21 protein-coding genes and 2 pseudogenes are annotated in these 22,725 nt (G+C 72.5%); 18 read left to right on the top strand and 5 right to left on the bottom strand.

Going from position 1 to position 22,725, the window contains the following annotated elements:
- Nucleotides 1-43: 43 nt before the first annotated feature.
- The gene (locus tag AB0J39_RS03360) at nucleotides 44-2,287 is read right to left on the bottom strand and encodes an MMPL family transporter (RefSeq protein ID WP_363461323.1); all 2,244 of its coding nucleotides are present in this window, start codon (nucleotides 2,285-2,287) and stop codon (nucleotides 44-46) included.
- 160 nt (nucleotides 2,288-2,447) lie between these two features.
- On the opposite strand from AB0J39_RS03360, the gene AB0J39_RS03355 reads away from it, so the two are divergent.
- From AB0J39_RS03355 to AB0J39_RS03345, 3 genes are all read left to right on the top strand, one after another.
- A complete protein-coding gene (locus AB0J39_RS03355) occupies nucleotides 2,448-2,921 on the top strand; it encodes an NUDIX hydrolase (protein WP_363461321.1) in 474 nt (157 codons plus the stop codon).
- Between the two features lie 73 nt (nucleotides 2,922-2,994).
- Nucleotides 2,995-3,219 carry a hypothetical protein gene (locus AB0J39_RS03350; protein WP_363461319.1) on the top strand — a complete coding sequence of 75 codons (225 nt, stop codon included), beginning with the start codon at nucleotides 2,995-2,997 and terminating at the stop codon, nucleotides 3,217-3,219.
- Nucleotides 3,220-3,326: 107 nt separating this feature from the next.
- Nucleotides 3,327-5,729 (top strand): LuxR C-terminal-related transcriptional regulator, encoded by a 2,403-nt coding sequence (locus tag AB0J39_RS03345; RefSeq protein WP_363461317.1) that lies wholly within the window; start codon nucleotides 3,327-3,329, stop codon nucleotides 5,727-5,729.
- Here AB0J39_RS03345 and AB0J39_RS03340 read toward each other — a convergent pair.
- Nucleotides 5,692-6,240, bottom strand: coding sequence for an ATP-binding protein (locus AB0J39_RS03340; protein ID WP_363461315.1), 549 nt, complete (start codon nucleotides 6,238-6,240; stop codon nucleotides 5,692-5,694). The genes AB0J39_RS03345 and AB0J39_RS03340 overlap by 38 nt on opposite strands.
- A 91-nt stretch (nucleotides 6,241-6,331) precedes the next feature.
- Nucleotides 6,332-6,523, bottom strand: a complete 192-nt coding sequence (locus AB0J39_RS03335; protein ID WP_363461313.1) for a DUF5999 family protein — start codon at nucleotides 6,521-6,523, stop codon at nucleotides 6,332-6,334.
- Between the two features lie 262 nt (nucleotides 6,524-6,785).
- On the opposite strand from AB0J39_RS03335, the gene AB0J39_RS03330 reads away from it, so the two are divergent.
- The 10 genes and pseudogenes from AB0J39_RS03330 to AB0J39_RS03285 form a co-directional block, all read left to right on the top strand.
- The gene (locus tag AB0J39_RS03330; protein ID WP_363461311.1) at nucleotides 6,786-7,247 is read left to right on the top strand and encodes a PPOX class F420-dependent oxidoreductase; all 462 of its coding nucleotides are present in this window, start codon (nucleotides 6,786-6,788) and stop codon (nucleotides 7,245-7,247) included.
- 5 nt (nucleotides 7,248-7,252) lie between these two features.
- Entirely contained in the window at nucleotides 7,253-8,419 is a 1,167-nt protein-coding gene (locus AB0J39_RS03325) for an MFS transporter (protein ID WP_363461309.1), read from the top strand.
- Nucleotides 8,420-8,603: 184 nt separating this feature from the next.
- Nucleotides 8,604-9,464: a GNAT family N-acetyltransferase gene (locus AB0J39_RS03320; RefSeq protein ID WP_363461307.1), complete on the top strand. Its 861-nt coding sequence runs from the start codon at nucleotides 8,604-8,606 to the stop codon at nucleotides 9,462-9,464.
- Nucleotides 9,465-9,609: 145 nt separating this feature from the next.
- Nucleotides 9,610-11,199, top strand: a complete 1,590-nt coding sequence (locus tag AB0J39_RS03315) for an AMP-binding protein (RefSeq protein WP_363461305.1) — start codon at nucleotides 9,610-9,612, stop codon at nucleotides 11,197-11,199.
- Between the two features lie 223 nt (nucleotides 11,200-11,422).
- Nucleotides 11,423-12,832 carry an NAD(P)-binding domain-containing protein gene (locus tag AB0J39_RS03310; protein ID WP_363461343.1) on the top strand — a complete coding sequence of 470 codons (1,410 nt, stop codon included), beginning with the start codon at nucleotides 11,423-11,425 and terminating at the stop codon, nucleotides 12,830-12,832.
- Nucleotides 12,829-13,893 (top strand): alpha-hydroxy acid oxidase, encoded by a 1,065-nt coding sequence (locus AB0J39_RS03305; protein WP_363461303.1) that lies wholly within the window; start codon nucleotides 12,829-12,831, stop codon nucleotides 13,891-13,893. Before AB0J39_RS03310 ends, AB0J39_RS03305 begins: the two co-directional genes overlap by 4 nt.
- Complete coding sequence (locus tag AB0J39_RS03300) at nucleotides 13,887-15,266, top strand: cytochrome P450 (protein ID WP_363461301.1); 1,380 nt, start codon at nucleotides 13,887-13,889, stop codon at nucleotides 15,264-15,266. Before AB0J39_RS03305 ends, AB0J39_RS03300 begins: the two co-directional genes overlap by 7 nt.
- 45 nt (nucleotides 15,267-15,311) lie before the next feature.
- Nucleotides 15,312-16,658 (top strand): cation:proton antiporter, encoded by a 1,347-nt coding sequence (locus AB0J39_RS03295; protein ID WP_363461299.1) that lies wholly within the window; start codon nucleotides 15,312-15,314, stop codon nucleotides 16,656-16,658.
- Between the two features lie 100 nt (nucleotides 16,659-16,758).
- Nucleotides 16,759-17,448, top strand: coding sequence for a response regulator transcription factor (locus AB0J39_RS03290; protein ID WP_363461297.1), 690 nt, complete (start codon nucleotides 16,759-16,761; stop codon nucleotides 17,446-17,448).
- A gap of 176 nt (nucleotides 17,449-17,624) precedes the next feature.
- Nucleotides 17,625-18,638: pseudogene (locus AB0J39_RS03285) on the top strand (HAMP domain-containing sensor histidine kinase); the annotation flags it as partial.
- Between the two features lie 155 nt (nucleotides 18,639-18,793).
- Here AB0J39_RS03285 and AB0J39_RS03280 read toward each other — a convergent pair.
- Nucleotides 18,794-18,979, bottom strand: a pseudogene (locus tag AB0J39_RS03280) (helix-turn-helix domain-containing protein); the annotation flags it as partial.
- Nucleotides 18,980-19,065: 86 nt separating this feature from the next.
- Here AB0J39_RS03280 and AB0J39_RS03275 point away from each other — a divergent pair.
- Both AB0J39_RS03275 and AB0J39_RS03270 read left to right on the top strand, forming a co-directional pair.
- Complete coding sequence (locus AB0J39_RS03275; RefSeq protein ID WP_363461345.1) at nucleotides 19,066-19,371, top strand: hypothetical protein; 306 nt, start codon at nucleotides 19,066-19,068, stop codon at nucleotides 19,369-19,371.
- Nucleotides 19,290-19,529, top strand: a complete 240-nt coding sequence (locus tag AB0J39_RS03270; protein ID WP_363461341.1) for a LuxR C-terminal-related transcriptional regulator — start codon at nucleotides 19,290-19,292, stop codon at nucleotides 19,527-19,529. Before AB0J39_RS03275 ends, AB0J39_RS03270 begins: the two co-directional genes overlap by 82 nt.
- Nucleotides 19,530-19,555: 26 nt before the next feature.
- Here the strand turns inward: AB0J39_RS03270 and AB0J39_RS03265 are convergent, their stop codons facing one another.
- Nucleotides 19,556-20,161, bottom strand: coding sequence for a helix-turn-helix domain-containing protein (locus AB0J39_RS03265; RefSeq protein ID WP_363461295.1), 606 nt, complete (start codon nucleotides 20,159-20,161; stop codon nucleotides 19,556-19,558).
- 84 nt (nucleotides 20,162-20,245) lie between these two features.
- On the opposite strand from AB0J39_RS03265, the gene AB0J39_RS03260 reads away from it, so the two are divergent.
- From AB0J39_RS03260 to AB0J39_RS03250, 3 genes are all read left to right on the top strand, one after another.
- Complete coding sequence (locus tag AB0J39_RS03260; protein ID WP_363461293.1) at nucleotides 20,246-20,704, top strand: nuclear transport factor 2 family protein; 459 nt, start codon at nucleotides 20,246-20,248, stop codon at nucleotides 20,702-20,704.
- Nucleotides 20,705-20,791: 87 nt separating this feature from the next.
- Entirely contained in the window at nucleotides 20,792-21,295 is a 504-nt protein-coding gene (locus tag AB0J39_RS03255; RefSeq protein ID WP_363461291.1) for a hypothetical protein, read from the top strand.
- Entirely contained in the window at nucleotides 21,295-22,707 is a 1,413-nt protein-coding gene (locus AB0J39_RS03250; protein ID WP_363461289.1) for a hypothetical protein, read from the top strand. Before AB0J39_RS03255 ends, AB0J39_RS03250 begins: the two co-directional genes overlap by 1 nt.
- Nucleotides 22,708-22,725: the final 18 nt, after the last annotated feature.

The following is a 22,725-nucleotide window of genomic DNA, read 5'->3' as shown; positions in this document are numbered from 1 at the left end:
CGGAACGGCAGGATCACCGTTCCGGCGCTTGCGGGCCGGAGTGTCAGACGAGGGCGGGAACCCGCTCCTCGGGGGCCTCCTCGGGCTCGTCGTCGCCGTGCGACAACCGGGGCAGCCAGTCGAGCCAGCGCGGCAGGTACCAGTTCCAGTCGCCGAGCAGCTTCATCGTCGCGGGCAGCAGCACCGCGCGCACGATCGTCGCGTCGATGAGCACGGCGGCCGCCAGGCCGACGCCCAGTTGCATGAACGTCAGCAGCGACAGCGTGGCGAACGTCGCGAACACCGCCACCATGATGAGCGCGGCGCTGGTCACCACGGCCGCCGTGCTCCTGATCCCGAACGACACGGCGTCCTCGGTGCTCATGCCCTTGTCGTACGCCTCCCTGATCCGGCTGAGGATGAAGACGTGGTAGTCCATCGACAGCCCGAAGAGGATCACGAACAGGAACAGCGGCAGCCAGTTGGTGATCGTGCCCGTCGACTGGAAGCCCAGCAGGCTCTCGCCGTACCCCTTCTGGAAGACGAGCACGAGCACGCCGTACGCCGCGGCGACGGACAGCAGGTTGAGCACGATGGCCTTGACCGCCACGACCACCGAGCGGAACGAGACCAGCAGCAGCACGAACGCGAGCAGCAGCACGAACCCGAACACCAGCGGGATGCGGCGGGTGAGCTGCTCGTTGAAGTCCATCGAGCCGGCCGTGTTGCCGGTGACGTGAGCGCCGGGCAGCGTGGCCGGGAGGACCTTCTCCCGCAGGGTGCGGATCGCGTGCTCGGAGACCTCGTCCGCGCCGGTGCCCTTGATGCCGATGCTGATTCTCGCGACCGTCTTGTCCGGGTTGACGGCGACGGCGAAGGGCTCGTTGGCCTCGCCCGTGGCCAGCGCCTGCCGCTTGAAGTCCTCGATCTTCGCGGTGAACGCCGGCGTCGTCACGTCGGCCGCCTTGACCACGACCACCGCCGGCTCGTTGCCGCCGGGGAACGCCTTGTCGATCCGCTTGAACGTCTCGGCGATCTGGTAGTCGCCCTGGAGGTCGTCGATGGTCTGGGTGCCGGTCTTCAGGCCGAAGGCCGGGATGGCCAGGGCGGCGAGCAGCCCGCCCGCGAGGACGACGGAGATGAGCGGGTGCCGCAACACCGGCCGCAGGATCGCGCCCCACACGCGGCTCTCACCGCCGCGCACCCCGAGGATCCGCCGCCAGGTGAGCCGGCCGCCGCTGAGGACGCGCGCCGTGCCGTGGATCAGCCGCGCGTCGATCTTGTCGCCGATCAGTGAGAGCAGCGCGGGCAGCACGGTCAGCGAACCCACGACGGCCGTGAGCACCACGAGGATCGTGCCCTCGGCGAAGCCCATGAAGATGCCGTTGCCGGTGAGGAACATGCCCGCCATGGCCACGATGACGGTGATGCCGGAGATCAGCACGGCGCGTCCCGACGTGGCCGCGGCGATCTCGATGGACCGTTTCTTGTCGCGGCCCTTCGCCCGCTCCTCCCTCTCGCGCATGATGTAGAAGAGCGAGTAGTCGACGCCGACGGCCAGGCCGATCAGCAGCATGACGTTGGTGGTGGCCGAGTCGACGTGCAGAAGATGGCTGGTGAAGGCCAGCAGGCCGGTGGCCGCGAAGATCGCCGTCATCGCCAGCGCGACCGGGACGACCGCCGCCAGGAGCGCGCCGAACGCCGCGAGCAGGATGCCGATCGTGATGGGCAGCGAGAGCTGCTCGGCGCGGACGAAGTCCGCGTCGACCGCCTCGCCGATCAGTTTCTCGGAGCTGGCGGCGCCGGCTTCCTCCACGCGCAGGTCAGGGTGCGCCCCCTGCACCCTGGCCACCGCGTCGAGCACGGGCTGGACCCGTTCCTCCGCCGTGCCGCCGTCGCCCTTCATGTCGAACTGGACCAGCGTCGTCCGCCGGTCCCGCGTCACCGGCGAGGGCTCCTTGTCGTACGGCGTGCGCACGTGCTCGACCTGGCCGGTGGCCTCGACGGCCTTCTTGACGTCCTCGACGGCCCGGCGGAAGGCCGGGTCCGTCACCGTCAGCGTCCCCGTACGCGACTGGACCAGCACCACCTCGCCGGCCACGTTCGGGAACCTGGCGCCGTCGAGGATCTGCCCGGCCTGGCGCGAGTCGCCGTTAGCGGACTCGTAGCCGCGCATCTCGGTGGTGCCCACGGCGTTGCCCCCGACCGTCGCGACGGCGACGAAGGCGACCCAGATGAGCAGCGCCCACCACCGATGGCGTGCGCTCCAGCCGCCGATGGTGGCGGCGATGTTCCTGCGGCGTCCCATGACCTCCCCTTTTACGTCCGCTTCGACGGTAGGAAACGATCAAGGGCGGCACATCGGACCCGGAGACCAGATCGCGCGTACTGCCCGGGGCGTACGGCCCTCATCCCCGCGATCTAGGGGACATCCCCGACTAGGCTCAGGGCATGAGATCGGAGCTGCGATGATCCCCGCGGACGCCTTCTACGCGGGGCTGTTCAAGGTGGCCGCCGCGGCGGCCGGTTTCATCACCGACTCCTCGGACCGGGTCCTGCTCGTCAAGCCGGGCTACCGCGACCACTGGGGCTGGCCGGGCGGCCACGTCGACGAGGGCGAGTCACCCGAGGCGGCCTGCGGCCGGGAGCTGGCCGAGGAGCTGGGCCTCACCCGGCCGGTGGGCCGCCTGCTCGTGGTCCAGTGGGTGCCGCCGCTGGACGACCGGCCGATCCCGCTGGTGCACTTCCTGTTCGACTGCGGGACGTTTCAGGACGGCACGGGCGTGGTCCTGCAGCAGGAGGAGCTGGACGACTACGGGTTCTTCACCGCGGACCAGGCCGTTTCCCTCATGCCGGCCTATCTGGTGGCCCGGCTGACGGCCGCCCAGCGGGCCCGCGACACCGGCGAAACCGTCTACCTCCCTGCCGCCGTCGCCGAATAGTTTCCCGTCCTCGTGGAATGTGGTGGACGAACGCGCCATCACGAACGCGAGTGACCGAACGGGACGGTGAGGCATGGACGACGCTGAGCTCGGCAAGGAACTCGAGGAGGTGGACGCCCAGATCGAGCGTCTGCGCAAGCAGGCCGCGCAGATGCGCGAGGAGATCGGGCAGAGCTGGGACGCGCCGACGGACATGGCGGAGAGATCCACGCTGCTGACCAACGTCGAGCAGCAGGAGGCGCTCATCGACGACCTGCAGGTCAGGCGGGAGCAGATCCTGCGGCGGATGAAGGGCTGAGCTCCACCGGGGCGCTCCGGCAGGTCCGGGGCGTGGTTTGTACGGTGGTATGTGCCACAGCGTCGTGGCGCACCGGACGACGGGGGCGGCGTGGGCTCATGACCGCTATGCGAACTAGGGGTGCCGGAGGGGAACCGGCCGGGCTGCCCGCCGAGGTGACCAGCTTCGTCGGGCGCCGGCACGAGCTGGCCGAGCTCAAACGCCTGCTGGGGACCTCGCACGTGGTCACCGTGGTCGGGGCGGGCGGGGTGGGCAAGACCCGCCTCGCGCTGCGGGCGGCCGAGGAGGTCCGCAGGAGCTTCCCCGGTGGCGTACGGCTGGTCGAGCTGGCCGCGCTTGAAGATCCCGCTCTGCTCGTGCAGGCCGTGGGCGAGGCGCTGTCGGTCACCGACTACTCGGCCCGCCCGCCGCTGGACGCGCTGGTCGAACGCCTGCGGGACCGGCAGACCCTGATCGTGCTGGACACCTGCGAGCACGTCCTCGCACAGTGCGCGATGCTCGTGGACACGCTGGTCCGCACGCTTCCCGGCCTTCGTGTCCTCGCCACGAGCCGGCAGGCGCTCGGCATCGACGGCGAGCGGATCGTCGAGCTGGCGCCGCTGTCGACGCCCGCGCCCGACGGCGACTCCGCGGTGCCGCTCGCCGAGTCGGACGCGGTCCGTCTGTTCGCCGAGAGGGCCGCGGCGGTGGTGCCCGAGTTCGAGGTGACCGAGGAGAACGAGGAGGTGGTGGCCGAGATCTGCCGCCGGCTGGACGGCCTGCCCCTGGCGATCGAGATGGCCGTCGTACGGCTGCGCGCCCTGTCGGTGCGGCAGGTGCTGGAACGGCTGGACGACCGGTTCCGGCTGCTGACCGGGGGGTCGCGGGCCGCACTGCCCCGGCAGCGTACGCTGCGCGCGCTGTTCGAGTGGAGCTACGAGCTGTGCACCGAGCAGGAACGGCTGATGTGGCAGCGTGTCTCGGTCTTCGCCGGGGGCCTGGACCTGGAGGCCGCCGAGCACGTGTGCGCGGGCGACGGCATCGCGCGTGAGGACGTGCTCGAACTCGTCGCGGGGCTGGTCGACAAGTCGGTGCTGCTGCGGCGGGAGTCCGAGGGGGTGGTCCGCTACCGCCTGCTCGACACCGTCCAGCGGTTCGGCCGTGAGTTGCTGGCCGCGTCCGGGGACGAGGCGACGCTGCACCGGCGGCACCGCGACTACTACCGGAAGATCACGTCACGGGCCTGGGCCGAGTTGTTCGGCGCCGCCCAGCAGGCGTGGGCGGAGCGCCTGCGGCGGGACCACGCCAACCTCCGAAAGGCGCTGGACTGGTCGCTGCGCGAGCCCGGGGAGGCGGAGACGGGCCTGGCGATGACCGCGGAGCTGCTCTACCACTGGAGCGGCTATCACCTGTCGGAGGGGGCCGGCTGGTTCGACCGGAGCCTGGCCGCCGCGACCGAACCCGGCGAGGTGCGCGCCCACGCGCTGTGGGCGGGCGCCTGGATCGCCCTGCTCCGGGACGACCACGCCACCGCGCTCGCACGGCTGGAGGAGGCCACGGCGATCGCCGAGCGGCTCGGGCTGCGGGTGACGCGCGGCTACATCGCGTTCCTGTCGGGCATGGCGGCGGTCTGCGGGGGCGACCTGGAGACCGGCATGCGGCGGTACGAAGAGGCCGCGGCCGCCCACCGCACCGTCGGCAACCCCATCGGCCTCGCGCTGTCCATCAACCGGCTCGCCCTGGCCAACGCGTTCCTGGGCCGCCCGGCCGCCCGCGACCTCGCCGAGGAGTGCATCGCCCTGTGCGACCTGTACGGCGAGGGCTGGCACCGGGCGTACGCGCTGCTGGCGCTGGCGATCGACGCCTGGCGCAGGGGCGACATGCGCGCGGCCTGCGAGATGAACAACGAGAGCCTGCGCTACATCACGGCCGTGGGCGACCAGCTCGGCATGGGGATGAACCTGGAGGTCCACGCCTGGTTCGCCGCGGACGAGCACAGGTACGAGCGGGCGGCCCGGCTGCTCGGCGTCGTGCAGACCTCCTGGCGGGCCGCCGGCGCGCGGCTGGGGGAGTTCCGCTACATGAGCGGCTGTCACGACGACTGCGTCGCGGCCGCGCGCGAGGCGCTGGGCGAGCGCGACTTCCAGGCCGAGACGGCCCGGGGCGCGGCCCTGACGCGGGACGAGGCCCTGGCCTACGCGCTGCGGGAACGCACACCCGCCGCCCGCGAGCCCGCGCCGTTCGAGGGCCGGATCACACCGCTCACGCGCCGGGAGACGGAGATCGCGCACCTCGTCGCCGAGGGACTGAGCAACAAGGACATCGCCGGCCGGCTGGTCATCTCCCAGCGCACCGCGGAGGGCCACATCGAGCACATCCTCGACAAGCTCGGGTTCAAGTCCCGTGCCCAGGTGGCCGCCTGGATCAAGGAGCGGTTGAGCGAACGGCCCGACGGCCCGGCCGCGGACAGGGCGGACGGCGCGGACGGGCCGGTCAGCGAAGGGCGTACGCCGGCAACTCGAACCACATGATCTTGCCGCGGCGGGTGCGCTGCGCGCCCCAGCAGCAGGCCAGCGAGTCGAGCAGCAGCAGGCCGCGGCCGTTCTCGTCACCGGCGCAGGGCCGGGCCACCTCGGGGAGCGCGCCGTCGCAGTCCTCCACCTCGCAGCGCAGCAGCCCCTCGACGGCCGACAGCCGTACGACGAGGTCGCCGCAGCAGGTGTGGCAGAGCACGTTGGTGACCAGCTCGCTCACCAGCAACTCCACCGTGTCGGACAGCTTTTCCATATCCCACGTGCGCAGACGCTCGCGGGTCAGCCGCCGGGCCCGCCCGACGGAGGCGGGATGGGCGGGCAGCCGCCAGGAGGCCTCGTCGACGTCGGGCTCGTCCACGAGCTGGATCGTGAGGTCGCCGACGCGCTGCCGCAGCGTCTCCAAGCGGTGTCGGACCGAGGAGTGCCGGCGCTGCCGCGCGGCGGGCACGTCGCCCCCGTGCGCGAGTGACCGTGATTCGTCCCGGACGGGGGAGTAGAGCATGGTCATGACTTCTCCTCGCCTTCGGCTCGGAGTTCGAAGATGCGGGAGGCGCTCGATTCGGCACCTCGCCAGACGCTGTGCTGCCTGGTTCGCGCGCTCATGCGGCACACCCCAGTGAGGCGCGGGCCGGGATGCTGCGACCGTCCGGCATGAGCTCGCCGCTGTCGTCGAAGAGCACCACGCCGTTGCAGAGCAGGCCCCATCCCTGCTCCGGGTGGAAGGCGATCAGACAGGCCGCGTCACGGTCGGGCGCGTCCGCCGGCGGGCAGTGCGGGTGGTGCTGGCACATGATCGGTCCCCCTGGCTCTCATGCACTCTTTGAGACGTTTTCAGACTGCCTTCTCGCTCCTTGGGGTGAGGAGGGGGAAAACACCCGTATCGATACCTGTTCGAGGGATACGTAGGTAGGGGGTGGAGGACAGGTAGAGGGCGGGTAAACCCTCACTCGTGCAGGGAGATCACGTCCCAGGCCCGGCCCGCCCGCGTATGCCCGGTGGGACAGGAGCCGCACCCCTCGTGGGCGAGTCCCGGATGGTCAATAGAGTTACGGCATGAGTCCGAGGATCGCGACCGCCGAGAAGGTGTCCCGTGAGCAGTTGCTCGACTTCGTCCGTGATCGCCACCGGGCGATCCTGATCACGGCGAGACGCGACGGCGGCCCCCAGGCGTCCCCCGTGTCGTGTGGAGTCGACGCCGCGGGCCGCATCGTCGTGTCGACCTACCCCGAACGCGCCAAAACCCGCAACGCCCGCCGCGACCCGCGGGTGAGCGTGGTCGTGCTGTCCGACGACTTCGACGGGCCGTGGGTGCAGGTGGACGGCACCGCCGAGGTGCTCGACCTGCCGGAGGCCCTGGAGCCGCTGGTCGAGTACTACCGGTCGATCTCCGGTGAGCACCCCGACTGGGAGGAGTACCGCGCGGCCATGGTCCGCCAGGGCAAGTCGCTGGTGCGGATCACCCCGACGTCCTGGGGACCGGTCGCCACCGGCGGGTTCCCGCCGCGCCTGGCCTGAGGCACTTGAACGGCGCGCGCCTGTGGCCGTTGTACGCCGCCGGGTTCACCACGGCCTTCGGCGCGCACGGCATCGCGGCGAACCTCGCGGTGACGGATGACGGCGCGGGAGCGTCCCTGCTCCGGCTGGGCGTGCTGCTCGCCCTTTACGACGGCGCCGAGATCGTGCTCAAACCGGCGTTCGGCACGCTGGCCGACCGGATCGGGCCGCGCCCGGTGCTCGTGGGCGGCCTCGTCGCGTTCGTCCTCGCGTCGGGCGCGTACGCGCTGGCGGCCGGGCCGGAGGGCGCCGCGGACACCTGGTGGCTCCTGGCGGCGAGGCTGGGGCAGGGCGCCGCGGCCTCGGCGTTCTCACCCTCGGCGTCCGCGCTGGTCGCGCGCCTGACGCCGGAGAACGCGCGGGGCCGGGCCTTCGGCTCGTACGGCTTCTACAAGAGCATCGGCTACACCCTCGGGCCGCTCCTCGGCGGGGCGGTCGTCGTGGCCGGCGGCCTGGGGTCGCTGTTCGCGGTCATGGCCGTGCTGGCCGCCGTGGTGGCCTGCTGGGCGGCCCTCGCGGTGCCCCGGGTGCCCCCGCTGCCGCGTGCCCGGCAGACCGTGGGCGACCTCGCCAGGCGGCTCGCCGATCCCGGATTCCTGCGGCCGGTGACAGCCCTTGCGGCGGGGACGGCGGCGCTGTCGGCAGGGGTCGGCTTCCTGCCGGTCTCCGGCCGGGCGGACGGGCTCGGGCCCGTCGTGACCGGCGCGGCCGTCTCCCTGCTGGCCGCGTGCGCCGCCGTCGCCCAGCCCCTCGCGGGCCGGGCGCTCGACGCGGGGAGAGTCACCGCGGTCCGCGGCCTGGCCGCCGGGCTGCTGCTCTGCGCGGCGGCCTTCGCGCTCGCGGCCGTCCCGGGCGTGGCTCCGCTGCTCCTCGCGGCGGCGACGGCGGGCGTGGGGATCGGGCTGGTCACCCCGCTCGGGTTCACCGTGCTGGCCGGCGCCACGCCGCCCGAACGCATGGGCCAGACCATGGGGAGCGCCGAGGTGGGCCGGGAGATCGGCGACGCGGGCGGCCCGCTCCTCGTCGGCGCGGTCGCGACCGCGCTGTCCCTGAGCTGGGGTTATCTGCTGCTCGCCGTCGTGCTTGCCGCCAGTGCCGGGTACGCGGGCAGGCGGGGGCGAGAAGCGGCCTGAGTCAGGCTCGTACGGCTGTGCCGCACCCCGCCCGGCGGCGTGCCGCACCGGTCATGCACGGCGAGCCCTTTTCCCGGCGCCGTGGCCAGGAAAATCCGGTATCCACAGGGCGGGGATGCGGTTAGCCTCGGAGGCCGCCACGAGCGCCGGGGCCGTGAACCGGTGCGGACAAGGACGCGCGCGCATGCCCGACCCGCTCACCACACCGGCCGCCGAGCTTCCGGTCCGCCGCCTTGGACCCGAGGACCTGGATGGGTGCCTCGCCCTCAGCCAGGACAGGGCCTGGGCCCGGGAGGAGCGCAAGTGGCTGTTCCTCCTGGAGAACGCCGAGGTCTACGCGATCGACGCGCCGTCGGGAGAGCTGGCGGGCACGGTCACGCTGACCCGGTACGGCACGGCCGCGGCGGGCATCGGCATGATGCTCGTCGCCACCCGGTACGGCGGGCGCGGGCTGGGCCGCCGGCTGATGACGCATGTGCTCGGCACGGCCGGTGACGCGGCCGTCTTCCTCTGGGCCACCGAGCTCGGCCGGCCGCTGTACGAGAAGCTCGGATTCGAGACGCTGGGCGTGACCGAGGCGCGCGTGGGGCGCTTGCGCCCCGGCGGCGACCCCGTTCTGTCGCGGCCGGCCGACCTCGACGCCGATCTCGACGCCCTGCTCGCGCTCGACGCGGAGGTCTTCGGCGCAGACCGGGCCGCGCTGCTGGCGCGGCTGTTCGCCTTCGCCGAGGAGATCAGGGTCGTCGAGGACGAGACGGGGCCGACCGGCTACGCCGTGTCGTGGCGCAGCATGAACACGCTTTTCATCGGGCCGGTGGTCGCGGGCGGCGAGGCGGACGCCCGCGCGCTCGTCACGGACCTCGCCCGGAACGCCGAAGGCCTGGTGCGGATCGAGGTCGAGCGCACCCGGCCGAGCCTGCTGGCCTGGCTCGGCGAGCGGGGCGTGGCACAGGCGTTCTCGACGTCCTTCATGGTCCACGGCGGCAGGGCGCTCCCCGGCGACCGGGCCCGCATGTTCGCTCCGATGATGCTCGCGATGGGCTGAGCTCCTGGCTCACGGGGTCGTTTCTGATCCGGCTCTGATCTGTGCCGCCTACCGTCGCGACAGCCGGTGGGCCACCGGCCGCCCGCGCCCCGGCGGGTCGTGTCGTCGCCGCGGGCGGGTGCCTCGCGAGACGAAGGAGCCGGACATGCGCGATCCCGTCACCCGCGCCACTCACCATGACAGCGGCGGGCCTGCCGGCCACAGCGGGCCTGAGCACGCCGCCGGCGCGTTCCCGCACCTGCTGCTGGAGGCGCTGCGAGGCTCGCCCGGCACTCCCGCCTTCGAAGTGGGCGGCAGGATCGTCTCCAGGGGCGAGCTGCTGGAGCTCATCGGGCGGATGGCCGGCGCGATGCGCGATGCGGGGCTCGGCCCCGGCAAGGGAGTCGCCGTCCGCACCGGGCTGTCACCGGAAGGGTTCGCCGCCCAGATGGCCGCGCACGTGCTGGGCTGCCGAGTCGTGAGCGTGAAGCCCGGGTACACGCCCGGTCAGCTCGCCGACGTCCTCGGCGCGGGGGGCGACGCGGTGGTCCTCGACCGGTCGACGGCGACACCGGACCTGCTCCGCGCTGCCGGGCCGGCCACGCTGCTGTCGCTGGGGCCGGTCCCCGGCGCGGCCGACCTCCTGGCCTACAGCGGCGACGACCGCTTTCCCGCCGTGACGGCACGCCCGGACGACGTGGCCCTGCTGACCTTCACCAGCGGCAGCACGGGCAGGCCGAAGGGCTGCGTGCTCACCTACCGGGCCCTGGCGGCGCACTGGTCCGCACTTCGCGGCTGGTCGTCGACAGCGCCCGGATTCGGCGAGTCCTTCCACCGCTACATGCTCTTCGGCACCCTGTCCAGCCTGGTGGTGCTGGAGTTCCTGGCGCCGTGCCTGCTCGGGGGCGGCACCGCGGTGATTCCCGAGGAGGACGGCCGGCCGCTGTTCCCGTACGCGATCGAGCGGCACCGGATCACCGGCGCGATCGTGACCGTGCCCCGGCTGTGCCAGATGCTCGACCTGCTCCGGGAGGAGCCGGTCGACCTCGGCAGCCTGCGCGCGCTGACGGTCTCCGGGTCGCCCCTCAGCCCGCATCGGCTGCTGGAGGCGCTGGACCGGCTGGGCCCCGTCGTCCACGTCGTGTACGGCGCGACCGAGGCCGGCGCCATCTCCATGCTCACGCCAGAGGAGGGCCGCGACGCGCCCACCTCGGTCGGCCGCCCGCACCCCGGTGTCGAGATCAGCGTGCGCGACGAGGAAGGCCGCCCGGTCGCGACCGGAGACACCGGAGAGATCCACGTGCGCAGCCCGTACCTGATGGCGGGCTACTGGAACCAGCCGGAGGAGGCCCGCGACGTGCTGCGGGACGGCTGGCTGCGCACCCGCGATCTCGGTCACCTCGACGAGGCCGGCCTGCTGCACCTGGCCGGCCGGACCAGGGACGTGATCATGGTGAACGCGATCGTCGTCTACGCCGGTCCAATAGAGCGGGCGCTCGCCGGTCACCCCGACGTGGCCGAGGCGTACGTGACCGGCGCGCCGGACGAGCGGACCGGAGAGGCCGTTCACGCCTTCGTCGTCCCCGCTCCGGGCCGCGCCCCGGACCACGCCGCCCTGGCGGAGCTGGTGCGCGCCGAGCTGGGCGCGGACAGCGTCCCCCGGACGATCACGGCGGTCACCTCCGTGCCGGTCGCGCCGAGCGGGAAACCGGACAAGCGTGCCCTGGTGGAACGGCATCTGTCCTCGGCGCTCTGATACAGCTCTGAGAATCGCCCGCCAACACTGGTGAAACTTCAACCACCCCAGTGAGGGAGGCGTCAGTGCCGGACAACATCCTGGACTACCTGGTGATCGGCGCGGGGCCGGCGGGCCTGCAGATGGGTCACTTCCTGCACCGGGCGGGGCGCGGCTACCGGATTCTCGAGGCGCGCCCGAGCCCGGCGCGTTCTTCCGGACCTTTCCCCGCCATCGGAAACTCATCTCCATCAACAAGAAGCACACCGGATGGGACGACCCGGAGCTCAACCTCCGGATGGACTGGAACTCGCTGCTGTCGGACGACCCCCGTCTCCTGTTCACCCGCTACAGCGACCGTTACTTCCCCGCCGCCGAGGACTTCGTCCGCTACCTGGAGGACTACGTCGCCACGCAGGGCCTGCACGTCACGTACGACGCGCGGGTCGCCGAGGTCGCGCGCCCGGACGTCGAAGGCCCGTTCCTGGTGACCGACGAGTACGGCCGGACGTACCGGGCACGGCGGGTGATCGTCGCTACGGGGGTCTCCCGGCCCAACGTCCCGCCCATCCCCGGCATCGAGACCGCCGAGCAGTACGGCACCCACTCGACCGATCCCGCGGACTACACCGACATGCGGGTGCTCGTCATCGGCAAGGCCAACTCGGCCTTCGAGACCGCCGACAACCTCATCGAGACGGCGGCGGTCGTCCACGTGGCCGGACCGCACCCGGTGCGCCTGGCCTGGCGGACCCACTTCGTCGGGCACCTGCGCGCGGCCAACAACAACTTCCTCGACACCTATCAGCTCAAGTTGCAGAACGCCGTGCTGGACGGCGACGTCAGGCGCATCGAGCGCCGGGCCGACGGCTCCTACCTGGTGACGGTGGCCTTCGTCCGGGCCGACGAGGTCACCAAGGACATCCCGTACGACCGGGTGATCGTCTGCACCGGATTCCGGTTCGACGCCTCCGTGTTCTCGCCCGAATGCCGTCCCGAGCTGACGATCGGGGACAGGTTCCCCGCGCTGACCCCGGCCTACGAGTCGGTCAACGTGCCCGATCTCCACTGCGCCGGGACGATCACCCAGTCGCTCGACTTCAAGCGCGGCACCAACGGGTTCATCCACGGTTTCCGGTACGGCGTCCGCGCCCTGCACCGCATGCTGGAGAACAGGCATCACGGCGTCCCCTGGCCGGGCCGCGACCTCCCCGCCGATCCGGACGCGCTCGCGGCGGCCGTGCTCGAACGGGTCAACCGCAGCTCGGCGCTGTGGCAGCAGTTCGGAGTGCTGGCCGACGTGATCGTCCCGGACGGGCTCGGCGGCATGCGCTATCTGGAGGAGCTGCCGGTCGGCCTGCAGGGCCCGCCGATCGGCGACGCGGGCCACTTCGCGATCACCCTGGAGTACGGCCCGCACCACGACCAGGTCGACCCTTTCGACCTCTCGGTGGGGCGGATCAGGCAGAGCGACGCGGAACGCGCGCACGAGGGCCACTATCTCCACCCGGTCGTACGCCGCTACAGAGGCGGTGTGGTGGAGGCCGTCCACCACGTCACGGAGAACCTGGAGAACGACTGGACCTCGGAAGAGGTGCACCTGCGCCCGCTCCGGGACTTCTTCAAGCGCCAGAGCCTCCCGGTCTCGGCGTGACGGCCGTGCTGCCGACCGTGTTGCCGAGCGTGCGGGACTTCGAGGCGGCGGCCCGCGACCGGCTGGACTCCGCCCGTTACGACTACTTCGCCGCCGGAGCCGGCGACGAGGTCACGCTAAAGGCCAACGAGGCGGCGTTCGCCCGGCTGACGCTGCTGCCGCGGGTCCTGCGCGGCGCGGGGATCCCACGGATCGGGGTCACCTTGCTGGGCAGCCGCGCGGCGACGCCGGTGCTGGTGGCGCCGACCGCGTTCCACCGGCTCGCCCATCCCGAGGGGGAGAAGGCCACGGCCCGCGCGGCGGCCGCCGCGGAGACCATCATGATCGTGAGCATGGCCGCCACGGTCGCCGTCGAGGACGTCGCGGCCGCGGCGCCGGGCGCCACCCTGTGGTTCCAGCTCTACGTGCAGCCCGATATGGCCTTCACCGAGGCGATCGTCCGGCGTGCCGAGAAGGCCGGCTGCGCGGCGCTGGTCGTCACCGCCGACTCCCCCGCCAGGGGACGCCGTGACCGGGATGTGCGCAACGGCTTCGAGGACCTGCCCGAGGGCATGCGCTGCGAGAACCTGCGCGACGGCGACGCCGGGCCGGTGCGGCCGATCGTCATGTCGCCCGCGATCTCCTGGGAGCACGTCGACGCTCTGCGGCGGATGACACGGCTGCCGATCGTGCTCAAGGGCGTCACGCATCCCGCCGACGCGCGTCTCGCCCTGGACCACGGGGTGTCGGCGCTGTACGTCTCCAACCACGGCGGACGGCAGCTCGACACCGTCCCGGCCACCGTCGACCTGCTGCCGGAGATCATGGCCGCCGTCGGCGGGGCCGTACCGGTGCTGGTCGACGGAGGGATCCGGCGCGGCACCGACGTGGTCAAGGCGCTGGCGCTGGGCGCGTCCGCCGTCGCGGTCGGCCGTCCGGTCATCTGGGGCCTGGCGGCGGGCGGCGAGTGCGGCGTCGCCCGTGTGCTCGCGCTGCTGCGGGAAGAGGTCGAGCACGCGCTCACTCTGTGCGGCCTCGCCTCGCTGCACGAACTTGAGCCGGGGCTGGTGCGGCGATGCTGACGGCGATGTGGGCGACGGTGCGGGCGACGGTGTGGCCGACGGTGTGGGTGGCCGCGGCCATCGTCGTGATCAGCCTGCCCCGGTGGCTCCCCGGGCGCGTCGTCGTGCTGCGCGGGTGGGTGTTCACGAGGATCAACGGTGAGGAGAGCATCCCGGTCCCCGGCGACCTGGTCGGCGTGGACCGGTTCAGGGAGGTCTACTCCCACCCGGCGGCCTCCGGCCGGAGCGAAGGCGCCGTCCTGTCCGACCTGTTCTGGTACTGGCTGTCACCGGGGCCCGAGATGCACCAGGAGCACCTGGAGGCGGGGGAACGGTACGACGCCGTCGCCCTGGCCACCCGCCGCATCCTGTCCCTGCCGCGGGCACAGGTGGAGGAGCTCACCCGCCGGTGCGCCGGCCGGGCGCTGGAGGGCGGGCGCGGGATGGTCCGGCTGCGCGACCTGATGATGCCGGCCTGGGCCGAGTTCTCCTACGAGCTCGTCTTCGGCGAGCCCTGCCCGCCGCACGCCCGTGAGCTCATCGTCGGCAACGCGGACGACGTCGTGACCGCGCTCAAGTGCTGCGGCCTGCGGCACATGGACCGGCGCGACCGGCTGACCGCCTATCTCGTCGAGTCGCTGCCGCGGGTGAAGCACGAGCTCCCGGCCGGCCTGACGACCCGGGAGCAGGCGCTGTACCTCCATGGGGCCTTCTTCACCACCGCCGTCGTGCAGATGTCGGAGGCCACGGCCCACGTGCTGATGGCCCTGGCCCGGCATCCGGACGTACAGGACGGGGCGCGGAGCGGCGACGACCGCTACCTCGACCAGGTGATCGCGGAGACGCTGCGGCTCTACCCGCTCTTCGGCATCGCCCACCGTGTCACCAAGGGCGACATCCCCCTGGGCGAGGGGAACGCCATCCCGGCCGGCTCGGTGCTGTGCTTCGACTACCCCGCGTTCCACCGCGCGGGCTTCCCCGATCCCGGGCGCTTCGATCCCGGACGCTTCGCCCCCGGGCACGCCCCGGCCAGGGAGCTCAACCACATCCCGTTCGGCATGCCGGCGAACCGTCCCTGCCCTGCGTGGCGGCTCGCCCCGCTCGCCCTGCGGGTCGCGGTGCGGGAGGTCCTGCGGGCGTACGAGCTCGACTCCACCGCCGCGCACACCCGGTCGCTGCCCAACCGGGGGCCGTGCCTCCTCACCCCGCGGGCCACGCGGCGCGGGCCGGGCCGGCGCCTGACGCTGCTGTCCATGCGCCTGCGGGACGACTGGGAGAACGTCTGGCGCAGCCTCGTTCAGCTCGTCCTCGGCACGTACATGGTGTGGGACGCGCGCCGGCTGCGGCTGTGCGAACGGCACTTCACCGGCGACGCCCGCCCCGAGGGCACGTAGACCACCGGCCGATCCCAGGCCCGACCACGAGCGGAGGCACATGCCATGCCCGTTCCCGCCCTTCTTTCACTAGAGGCGCACACCGCCGACCCCAACCTGGAGCTGGCGCTCAGGGTGCTGCCGGCCCTGGCCGTCATCCTGCTGACCGCGGCGCTGTGCGGCCGGCTCGCGCTCCTCGTGATGCAGCCGCGCGTCGTCGGCGAGATGGTCGCCGGCGTCCTGCTCGGGCCGACGCTCCTCGGCGCGTTGTTCCCCGACGCGCAGGCGGCCCTGTTCCCCGCCGAGGTCAGGCCGGTCCTGTACGTGCTCAGCACCCTCGGCCTGACCCTGTACATGTTCCTGGTCGGGGCCGGGATGGACCACGACGCCCGGGCGCCGGGCGAGCTGCGCAAGGCGGGCGTGCTGGCGGCGTCGGGGATCGGCTCTCCGCTGGTCCTCGGCGGCGCGGCAGGTCTCGTCCTGTGGGACCACCTCTCCCGCCCGGACGTCAGCCGAATCGAGTTCGCCCTGTTCCTCGGGGGAGCGCTGTCGCTGACCGCGTTCCCCATGCTCGCCAGGATCCTGTATGAACGCGGGCTGCAGAACACCCGCATCGGCCGGGTCGCCCTGCTGGCCGCGTCCATCGACGACGCCGTGGCCTGGTGCCTGCTCGCGGCGCTGTCGGCGGCACACCTGGGCGGTGGTTCCGGCGACACGCTGCGCACCATCGCCCTGGCGGGGGTGTTCGCCGCGGTGATGCTCGGGGTGGTCGCTCCGCTGCTGCGCCCCCTGGGCCGCCGCGTCGCGCGCACCGGGCGCCTCGGCGCCGGCGCGGTATACGTGATCGTGCTGGTGCCGCTCACGGCCGGATGGATCACCGACGCGATCGGCGTCTACTCGGTCTTCGGCGGTTTCATCGCCGGGCTGTCCATGCCGCGCGAGCCGGCGTTCCGCGCCGCTCTGCACGGCCGGATGATGGATCTCGTATCGACCCTCCTGCTGCCCGTCTTCTTCGCGTTCTCGGGGCTGAACACCCATCTCGGCGGCATCGCCGGGGGCACCTCGCTCCTGCTGTTCGCGCTGATCCTGGCCCTGGCCTTCTGCGGGAAATACTTCGGCTGCTCGCTGGCGACACGGGCGCTGGGATTCGGCTGGCGCGAATCCTGGGCCATGGGCGCGATGATGAACGCCCGCGGACTGATGATCCTCATCTTCATCAACATCGGCCTGGCGCAGGGCATGATCACGCAGGAGCTCTTCGCGATGCTCGTCCTCGTGGCCGTGCTCACCACCGCGGGGGCCCTGCCGCTGTACAGACTGGCGCTGCCGGAGCGCCACGAGCCGGTGGACGCGAAGAGCGCGGGGAGCCCGGCCACGGTGGGTGCGACGGCGGGGGAAACCGGTTTCAGCTAATTTCACTGCGAGGTCGGACATTCGCAACATAACAGGGCGAGTTTTCCGAAGTAAATTTCGAAGTCTGGATATTTCCAGGTATCGGTGCCACGGTTGTGCGGTGGCACGGACACCGGGGACATCCGAACCGCGCACCCGGCGCCTGCTGCTCGTGGAGGACGACCGCGAGCTGGGAGACATGCTGGCCGAGGTCTTCACCGACCAGGGCTACACGGTCGATCTGGCGCTGGAGGGTCAGCGGGGCCTGCACCTGGCGCTGAGCCGCGGCTACGACGTCATGATCATCGATCGCGGACTGCCCGTGGTCGACGGGCTCGATTTGCTGCGGCGGCTGCGCCGGCAGGCGGTCACCGTGCCGGTGCTGATGCTCACCGCCTTCGGCGCCCTCGCCGACCGGGTGACCGGACTCGACGCGGGCGCGGAGGACTACCTGGTCAAGCCGTTCGAGATCGACGAACTGCTGGCCAGGGTGCGGGCCCTGCACCGCAGGAACCTGGACCAGGCGGCGCTGCTGCCGCTCGGCGCCGGCTGGCTCGACTCCGCGTCCTGCACCGTACGGCTGCCGTCCGGCGAGCAGGTGACGCTGTCAGGCCAGGAGTGCAGGCTGCTGCACGCGCTGGCGGCCCGCCCCCGGCAGGTGCACACGCGCACCTCGCTGCGGCAGCGGGTCTTCGACGGCGCGAGGACCGAGTCGATCGTGGACACCTACGTCTACTACCTGCGCACCAAGCTGGGGCCCGGCGTCGTCCGTACCGTGCGGGGCGTGGGGTACCGCTTGGGTGAGCTGTGAAGACGACACCGTCCTTCGACCCGGAGCGGCGCCTGCTGACCCGGACCCGCCGCCGGATCACCGCGCAGGTGGCGGCCGTGTTCTCACTGGCGGTCGCCCTCCTGGGCGCGCTGGTGTACAACGTCGTGGCCGACCAGCAGGACGCGACCGCCCGGCGCGACCTGGCCGTGGCCGCGATGTCGGCGCCGATGGACCACCCGCCGCCCTGCGTATGGCTGTTCGAACTGCGGGCGGGCACCGTGCGGAGCTCCCCGGGGGCGCCCGAGGGCCTGCCGGTGCGCGACACACTGGACCGGGTCGCCGCCGACGGCCGCACCCGGGTCGACGTCGTGGAGGTCGGCGGAGGTACGTACCTGGTCCGTACGCAGCGGCGCGGCGACGTGCCCCTGCAGGCGGTGATGGACCTGTACTACCCCGTCACCGAGCGGCAGCGGCTGCTGCGCACGCTCTGCGCCGCCGAGGTGGCGGCGCTGCTCGCGGCGTTGCTGATCGGCCAGGTCCTCGCCGACCGTGCGATCGCCCCGCTGGGCGAGGCCCTGGATCGGCAGCGCCGGTTCACCGCCGACGTCAGCCACGAACTGCGCAGCCCGCTGACCCGGCTGCACGTCCGCGCGCAGCTCGCCGCCCGGCGCCTGCGGCGGGAGCCCGATCCTCTCCTCGTCGTGGGCGACGTCGACCGTCTGGTGACCGGCATCGGGCAACTGGGCGAGGTGATCGAGGATCTGTTGCTGTCGACCCAGCTCAGGCAGCGCCGCCGGCCGTTCGGGCCCGCGGACCTGGCCGCCCTGGCGGAGGAGTCGGCCGAGGCCGAGGCGGTCCGCGCCGGGCAGCGCGGGGTGACGATCGACCTGCGGCGGGACCTGGGCGATCATCTCGTGTGCGGAGCGCCGTCCGCGCTGCGCCGGGTGATCTCCGCGCTCCTCGACAACGCGCTCCGCCACACCTCCGCGGGCGGCCACATCTGGGTGACCGTGCGTTCGACTCCGCAGATCGTTCAGCTCAGTGTGCGGGACGACGGCGTGGGGCTGGACCCGCGTGACGGCGAGCGCGTGCTGGCCAGACATGTGGGCGCGCCCCACGCCGGAGGGCTCGGCATCGGCCTGGCTCTCGTGAGCGAGGTGATGGACGCGCACGGCGGCACGATCGACGTGGACGGCCGGCCGGGAGCCGGAGCCACCTTCACGATCTCTCTTCCCCGGGCGGCCCCGGATCCCGCTCCACGCCTCTCCCGGATCTTCCTGCCCCAGCAGGCGGGGAGGGAGGCGAGCAGAGCGCCCGAGGCGACCGCCTCCGGCCCCGGCGACGCCTCCCTGTATTCCTCCGGGCAGGGCACGACGGTCGCGGCTCACGCCTTCCGTACGCCCCCGGTAGCCGGTCGGCCCGGCCGCACTCCGGCGGAAACCGGTTCGGCCGCGAGGGAGAACAGCTCCTCGACGGGTACGCCGAAGATCTCCGCCATCCGCATGGCCAGGGCCAGGCTCGGCAGGCGTTCCCCGCGTTCGATGTAGCCGATCGTCTGCCGGTGCACTCCCGCTCGACGAGCTGACGGAGAAGGTCTACAGGCTGCTGCTCACCAAGCGTGACCTGGGTATCCAGGACATCGCCGACGAGCTTTGCGTGAGCATGGACGAGATACGCGCGACATCCGACCAGCTGGCCGAACTCGCGCTTCTCCGGCCCTCGTGGGAATCACCGGGGGACTTCCGTCCGGTGAGCCCCGAGGCCGGTCTGCGGGCTCTGCTGCAACGCCGCCAGTCCGAACTCGTACGGCAGCAGCAGCAGATCGCGGAGGCGCAGGCCGCGATCGCCGGCCTCGTGAGCGAGTACGCCGACCATCGTCCCTGGGGGCGTACCGGCACCGACAGCCTGCTCGGCATGGACGAGGTCCAGGCGACTGTCCGGCACAGGAGCGCCAGCTCCTGAAACTGCTGGCCGAGGGCCTCACGGACGAGGGGGCGGCCCGCCAGCTCGGGCTCTCCCAGCGTACGGTCCGCCGCATGATGGCCGGGATCATGGAGCGCCTCGGCGCGCGCAGTCGCTTCGAGGCGGGACTGCAGGCGGCCAAACGCGGATGGCTGTAAGCCCGGCGCTGACGCCGGAACGGGCGTCAGCGGCCGGACGGGCCCGGACGGCAGGCCGCCGACAGCAGAGCCAGCGCCGCGGCGCGGCCCCTCTCCGCGGGGTCGGCGGCTGTGCCCATGGCGGCGGCGACGATGGCCCCCTCCACCAGCAGCAGGAGCTGGTCGGCGAGCAGGTCCGGGTCGGCGGCCCCCGCCTCGGCCGCGAGCGCGCGGAGCCTTCCCCGCAGCGCGTTCTTGTGCGCCCGCGCCGCCGTCGCGACGGGCGGTGACGCCGGGCCGAGTTCGCCGAAGGCGTTGATGAACGAGCAGCCGCGGAAGTCGGCCGTGACGAACCACTCGGCGAGGAAGCCGAAGACGGCGAGCACGCGCTCGCGGGGCTCCCCGGCACGGCCGAGATGGCCGGCCAGAGCGGCGTTCCACCGCCGGTCGCGATGCTCCAGGTACGCCTCCACCAGCGCGTCCTTGGAGGCGTAGCACTGGTAGAGCCGCTTGAGCGAGACCCCCGCCGCGTCGCGGATCTGGTCCATGCCCACGGCCTGGATGCCTCGTGCGTAGAACAACCGCTCGGCGGCGTCCAGGATGCGCCGGCGCGCCTCTTCTCCGTCCATCCGCACCTGCCGGATCCCGTCCACCCACCCCTCCTCGCCGAGGAAAACGCTCGTTCTCTACGATACGTAGGGAGAACGTCCGTTCTCTCGCTGGGAAAGGAAAGCGCTATGAGCACACGTCCGCCGCTTCCGCCGTTCACCGAGGAGACCGCCAGGCAGAAGGTCCAGGCCGCCGAGGACGCCTGGAACACCAGGGACCCGGAACGCGTCGCGCTCGCGTACACAGAGGACTCGGTGTGGCGCAACCGGTCGGAGTTCCTGACCGGACGCGAGGAGATCGTCGCCTTCCTGCGCCGCAGGTGGGAGCGCGAGCAGGACTACGCCCTGCGCAAGGACCTGTGGACGTTCGGCGGCGACCGCATCGCCGTACGGTTCCAGTACGAGTGGCACGACGCCGACGGCCGGTGGTGGCGCAGCTACGGCAACGAGCTGTGGGAGTTCACCGCCGAGGGCCTGATGAGCCGCAGGGAGGCGAGCATCAACGACGTGCCGATCGAGGAGAGCGAGCGGCGCATCCGCGGGCCGCGCCCCGAGTCCGAACGCGGCGCCGGTTTTCCGCTCGCCTGACCGCGGCTCGGGCGTCTCACCGGGCCATGCTGCCGAGGGACCCGGCGCGGAGCCGTTTTGTCGTACGGCTCGGATACGTTCCGGATCATGACAGACCGTTCCCCCGACGGCGCGACCGTGTGGGCGCGAAACAGCAGGCTGCGGGTGGTGCCGCCGGTCCAGCCGCGCAAGCTGGCGAAGGTCCCCTTCGTCGAACTGGCGGACGGCCGGCTGCAAGGCGTGGTGTCGAGCGGCTCGGACATCGGCCGGGTCTACGTTTCCTCCATCGCCGCCGGCACTCACAACTACAACTGCAGCACCAACAACAACCGCCCCTGCGGCGGACTGTACGGCGCGCCGTGCAAGCACCTGCGCGCCCTGGTCGCCGAGGCCGTCCTGCAGTACGGCGCCGACCGCGTGTCCCGTTATCTGCGGGCGGAGGTTCCCGAGGGCGCGGACCTGGCCGACTGCCTGCGCGGCACCCACGAACCCGCCCCCGCCGCGGTCGTGTTCAGCCGGTTCCTGCGTCACCTGGCCTATCTGGAGGTGCCCGACACCACCCTGCCGATCCCGGAGCTGCACTGGTTCCCGGCCACGGGGACGGTGCGCTGATGCTCGCCGTACAGCTCGCCGCCCTGCTCGGCGACTCCGATGACGCCGGCGAGGGAGCCGGAGAGGCGCTCGCGCTGCTGGACGGCTTCGACGACGCCCTGGTGCACGGCCTCGCCCGGCTCGCCGACGAGCGGGCCGGCGCGGTGGCCGCGCTCGCCGCGGCGTTCGCGGCCACTCCCCTCGGTGCCCGGCTCGCCGAGGCCGCCGACGCGGTCGTGTCCGGCTCGATCACCCAGGAGCACCTGACGGTCCTGGCCGGCGGCCGGGTCGCGTTGTCCGGCGCCGTGCACGACGCCCTGCTCGCGAGCCTGGACACGGCTCTGGGCCGGGAGCGCGCGGAATGGCCGACCACGCCCGGCGGTTCCGGCACTCAGCCCGCCGGCAACGCGCTAGAGGGGGTCCGCTCCTGGCTGCGGGAGCTGGCCATCACCGGCTGGCGCGGCGTCGACCACGACCTCGTCTCCGCGGCGGACCAGGTCATCGAGGCACTGCTCGGCGCACCGGCGCTGCGCAGGCTGGCGGTGCTGCTGGACGGTTTCGCCGCGGAACTGCGCGCGTCCTGCCCGATCGGCGCTGCGGAACACCTGCCCGTACGGCGCTGGGCGGACCTGTGGACCCGGGCCGTGCTGCTGTCGCAGGACGGCGTCCTGACCGGCGAGCCCGGCCCCGCCGCCACGGTGTCGGGACGGCTGCTGGTGCTCGGCGTCGACGTCCACGAACACGGCACCGCCGTCCAGTTCCAGGTGCACGCCGTCCTGGAACCCGCCGACGGCGGCCGGTCCCTGCTGGTGCGCACCTCCGTCACGGTGGCCAAGGTCGACACCATCGTCGGGCCCGCGCTGTGGAAGCTGCCGCAGCGTCACAAGGTGCTGCTGGCCGCGCTGGCGGACCGCCGCGGCATCGAGGTCGCGGACATGCCCCTGCTCGACAGCGGCGACCTCGTCTGGGACGACGACCGCGCCTTCGTGAGCAAGCCCGCCGACCCGCTGGCCACCGCCCGGCTGTGCCTGCCCGGTGCGCTCGCCCCGGCGGTGCCGCCCCTCGACCGGGCGCCGGTACGCATCGCCGAGCCCGTGCTGGTGGAGGGCTACAAGGTCACCGGGGACGGCTCCTTCGACCTCGGCGGCGCCGTCGTCGCCGTGGACACCGAGCGGCTGCCCGACTGCGGCCCGCTCACGCCCAAGCTGGTGGCGGCCTCGTCGGCGTGCGTGGGGCTGGTCCGGTGGGACGGCGGCCGCTGGACGCTGCAACCGCTGGCCGTGCAGGCGAAGGTCAAGCGCGAGACCGTGGTGGTCTCCACCGGTGACTGGGCGCTCGGTCCCACCGACCCCAAGGCGGCCAAGGCTGAGGCCAGGGCCGCGGACGCGGTGGCCGTGCTGCGTGAGCGAGCTGGGCGGTTGCTGCGACGATGAGCGACGACATCTCCACGA

Origin of the sequence: Microbispora sp. NPDC049633 (assembly GCF_040675265.1) — a bacterium.
GTDB lineage: Bacteria > Actinomycetota > Actinomycetes > Streptosporangiales > Streptosporangiaceae > Microbispora > Microbispora maris.
Note: the sequence above shows the minus strand (reverse complement) of the source record. Positions and strands in the feature narration are given on the sequence as shown.